This window comes from Mesorhizobium sp. M1E.F.Ca.ET.063.01.1.1 (assembly GCF_003998155.1).
In the GTDB taxonomy this organism is placed as follows: domain Bacteria; phylum Pseudomonadota; class Alphaproteobacteria; order Rhizobiales; family Rhizobiaceae; genus Mesorhizobium.
Map to the genome: position 1 here is coordinate 1 of NZ_RZSC01000775.1, position 2,699 is coordinate 2,699.

General features: G+C 59.5%; 6 protein-coding genes. All 6 read right to left on the reverse strand.

Features of this window, described 5'->3' with window-relative positions:
• Positions 1-184: 184 nt before the first annotated feature.
• Positions 185-940, reverse strand: a complete 756-nt coding sequence (locus EOA29_RS32105; RefSeq protein ID WP_126095060.1) for an NYN domain-containing protein — start codon at positions 938-940, stop codon at positions 185-187.
• Positions 941-1,133: 193 nt separating this feature from the next.
• Positions 1,134-1,289, reverse strand: a complete 156-nt coding sequence (locus EOA29_RS41795) for a hypothetical protein (RefSeq protein ID WP_189350210.1) — start codon at positions 1,287-1,289, stop codon at positions 1,134-1,136.
• Between the two features lie 124 nt (positions 1,290-1,413).
• On the reverse strand, positions 1,414-1,638 hold the full coding sequence (locus EOA29_RS32110) for a DUF982 domain-containing protein (protein ID WP_245464748.1): 225 nt from the start codon (positions 1,636-1,638) through the stop codon (positions 1,414-1,416).
• A gap of 109 nt (positions 1,639-1,747) precedes the next feature.
• Positions 1,748-2,023 carry a DUF1488 domain-containing protein gene (locus tag EOA29_RS32115; protein ID WP_126095061.1) on the reverse strand — a complete coding sequence of 92 codons (276 nt, stop codon included), beginning with the start codon at positions 2,021-2,023 and terminating at the stop codon, positions 1,748-1,750.
• Positions 2,020-2,358 carry a hypothetical protein gene (locus EOA29_RS32120; RefSeq protein ID WP_245468620.1) on the reverse strand — a complete coding sequence of 113 codons (339 nt, stop codon included), beginning with the start codon at positions 2,356-2,358 and terminating at the stop codon, positions 2,020-2,022. The genes EOA29_RS32115 and EOA29_RS32120 overlap by 4 nt, the downstream gene beginning before the upstream one ends.
• Positions 2,343-2,585, reverse strand: a complete 243-nt coding sequence (locus EOA29_RS32125) for a hypothetical protein (protein ID WP_126095062.1) — start codon at positions 2,583-2,585, stop codon at positions 2,343-2,345. Before EOA29_RS32125 ends, EOA29_RS32120 begins: the two co-directional genes overlap by 16 nt.
• Between the last annotated feature and the right edge of the window lie 114 nt (positions 2,586-2,699).

Sequence of the window (2,699 nt, forward strand, 5' to 3'; positions counted from 1 at the left end):
CCCTTGCAGGTTGGCTATCTATCGACCGCCTAGCTTTTCCATGTCCTCCCGGTCCTGTTCCGTTGGTCGAGCAGATCGATCAAGGCTTTGCCTTCGGGTGAGCCAGGTCCGGGAGGACATGGAAAAGCTAGGCGGTCGATAGATAGCCAACCTGCAAGGGACTCCGTAACGTGCACCGTACCGATTAGGTCTTCCGCCCGCCCCTTCGCGCTGCCTCCGGTTTGATTCTGATGCGTAACGCTCCGCCCTCGGGACGGTCGATTTCGAATGCGTTCGTCTTGCGAACGAGATCGCTCAGCTTGCGAAAACCAAAGGTGCGCGGATCGAAGTCGGAAGCCAGATTGGCAAGCTGCGTGCCAACCGAACCGAGCGGAACCCAGCCATCCTCGCTTTCCATCTGCGCGATGATCTTCCGGATGATCGGCACGGCAGCTGAAGGCGGCTGCAATGGCTTCATGCTCGATACTGCCTCAGGTTCGTTCGCGGGCGCGGACGGCAGCAGGTTCTCGGTATAGACAAATCGCCGGCATGCCTGGCGGAAACTCTCCGGTGTCTTCTGCTCCCCGAAGCCGAACACGTCGATGCCCTGCTCGCGGATGCGGGCCGCGAGCCGGGTGAAATCGCTGTCGGAGGAAACCAGGCAGAAACCGTCGAACCGGCCGCTATGCAGCAGATCCATCGCGTCGATGACGAGCGTGATGTCCGAGGCGTTCTTGCCTGTCGTGTAGGCGAACTGCTGCTGGGGTATGATGGCGTGCTTCGAAAGGACGTCTGCCCACGCTTTCGAGCGCGAGCTGGAAAAATCGCCATAGATGCGACGCACGCTGGCCTCGCCAATCTTGGCGATCTCCTCGAACAGCCCGTCGGCAATCTTTGCCGAGGCATTGTCGGCATCGATCAGAACGGCAAGGCGCGGCGACCGAGGTTCGGAAGGCGTCATAGGGCTTTCCTTAGCGCTGTTCATGCCACCTGAAGTTCTTGCTTTCAATGTCAATGATGTCGCCGCAGTTCGAGCATTCCATCTGGGTGTGAGTACGAATCCAGCCGACGAGCGTCTTTGCCTGATGATGGCAACGGGGACATTCTACGTCGATTTCGAAGTTGTCTGTCTCGCGCTCTGTCATCGCCATGCCTTAGCTTTCATCAGCAGCGGGCATCTGCGCTTCCTTCTTTTCTACGGATGAAGGTTTCTCCTTTGCAGCTTTCCCCGCAAGCTTGGCTTCTTTCTTGGCCGCCTTGGCCCTGTCTCGTTGACTCCGCTCGTATCGATAATTCGGCTTCATCGCCATTCGAACTCTCCGTATGCAGGTATGGTGGTCTCGCTAAGCAAAAATGCTCGCTGAGATTTGGAATGGTGGATCGCAATCCGGCCAGCGCACGTGGCTAAAAACCGCGCAGTCGCTTGTCGCAAGCTCAGCAAATCTCAACCGTGCGATCGTAGCTGGTCCCCGCACCCTTAAGCGTGGTGAGGAATGCGACACTCGCGTCATCGGCAACACTATCTTCGGCGCAGCACTTCATTGCGTCCGTCCAAGCCAGGCTGTCGTTTCCAGGCCAATGGTCAAACAGGAAATCGGATGCCTGTGCGACGGACTCAATGAGAATGAAGCCGATCGGGCCGGCGATGTAGACAACCACGGGAACCCGGATTTTTTGCCAGCCATCTTGCACCCTACGCCCGATTGCGTGGAAAGACGAGCGTGGTAGGCATATTATTCAACCCGCCTTGATCGCATTCCGGATGCGGCTACCGGAAATCGGCGGCGGTCAAAGTATAGGAGTCGCGGCGGCTGCGGGCATAGACCTTGCCGGCCACATCCTGAATGGAGGTCCGTAAGGCGTCAAATGCCGAAAGACAGGCTGTCTCGGTGCTTACCTTCCCACCCAGGGCAACGCCGGATTTGGCCAGCGCCTCTGCCTCGATGAAGAAACGGATTTGAAACATGCCGTCATGGCCGATGAAGCAGACGGCATTGCGCGCTTCATCGAAGCTACGGCTGGGATTGGGGAAGGCTAGAGTCATGATTGGCCTCCCGATATTTCGGGAACGCCAACAAGAACTGACCGCGCGGCGATCCTCTCCTTGCGGCGCTCGCTGTTGCGAAGGTTGAGGGACAGCATGCTTTTGGTCGCTTCCGAACGGCTGAGCCCGATCATGAAAGCGCCGTCCACATACGCCGGGATGCCGGTGAAGACGTGATAGACGGTCCAGGAACGATCGGGCTCGACCCGGCGGCCATATTGATGGTCCCTAAAGGCGCATGCCTGCGCGCCGCCTGCATCTTCCCGGCCCGGATGTGCCCAGGCGTTGCGCGCGACATGGGTGGGATGGTTGCTGGCGTTCATGATGTCGGCCATTTGTCTGTGCCCGCCTGCGCGGCAATGACGCTGGAATAGATCGTCGGGCCGTCGGCGTCGGCGATTGCGACGGCATCCGGCCACTGTGGCATGTTCAGCGTCCTTGCCAGAAGCCGCGCGATCTCGATCGCCGCGTCGAGGTCGGCCGCGTCTACGGTCACACGGCCGACGACGGCGTGCGCGTCGTCGGCAACGCGCGTGCGATAGAATTCGATCACGACCTTCATCCGAGCCTGTCGCGCGCAAACATCCTGCCGTCAGCCTTTGCTCTTGCTTTGGGTGCCGCCGGCGCCCTTGATTTGGCCGAACGCACTCTCAGGCTTCACCGGAAGCTCCTCCTG

Bases quoted from the DNA above. Each gene is read 5' to 3' on its own strand.
- EOA29_RS32105 (WP_126095060.1), bottom strand. From the start codon at position 940: ATGACGCCTTCCGAACCTCGGTCGCCGCGCCTTGCCGTTCTGATCGAT.
- EOA29_RS41795 (WP_189350210.1), bottom strand. From the start codon at position 1,289: ATGGCGATGAAGCCGAATTATCGATACGAGCGGAGTCAACGAGACAGG.
- EOA29_RS32115 (WP_126095061.1), bottom strand. From the start codon at position 2,023: ATGACTCTAGCCTTCCCCAATCCCAGCCGTAGCTTCGATGAAGCGCGC.
- EOA29_RS32120 (WP_245468620.1), bottom strand. From the start codon at position 2,358: ATGGCCGACATCATGAACGCCAGCAACCATCCCACCCATGTCGCGCGC.
- EOA29_RS32125 (WP_126095062.1), bottom strand. From the start codon at position 2,585: ATGAAGGTCGTGATCGAATTCTATCGCACGCGCGTTGCCGACGACGCG.